At 56.2% G+C, this 404-nt stretch carries 1 protein-coding gene; it reads left to right on the forward strand.

The genetic code is table 11. The features are described 5' to 3' along the window. Positions 1-389 (forward strand): efflux RND transporter permease subunit (locus tag RTY00_RS23230; protein WP_312666532.1); only part of this gene is annotated, 389 nt, incomplete at its 5' end. Positions 390-404: the final 15 nt, after the last annotated feature.

Here is a 404-nt window from a genome sequence, read left to right on the forward strand (position 1 = left end):
CGATCTGGATTACCGTGCCGCTGGCGCTGATTGGCGTCACCTGCGGCTTCCTGCTTACCGGCATTCCGTTTGGTTTTATGGCGTTGATTGGTTTGCTGAGTTTGTCGGGCATGCTGATTCGCAACGGTATCGTGCTGGTTGAGGAAACGCGCCAGCTGGGGCGGCATCAGCCGTTGCAGCAAGCGATACTCGATGCCGCAACCTCGCGTCTGCGCCCGATTCTGCTCACCGCCTTCACCACTGTGCTCGGCCTGTTACCGCTGCTGCGAGATGTGTTTTTCCAGAGCATGGCGGTAGTGATTATTTTCGGTCTGGGATTCGCTACGGTGCTAACGCTGCTGGTGTTGCCGGTGCTGTATCAGAGTTTTTATCCGGGTAAGAAGGTTTGATGCTTTGGGTTGAGG

Origin of the sequence: Pantoea sp. CTOTU49201 (genome assembly GCF_032054795.1) — a bacterium.
Lineage (GTDB): Bacteria > Pseudomonadota > Gammaproteobacteria > Enterobacterales > Enterobacteriaceae > Pantoea > Pantoea symbiotica.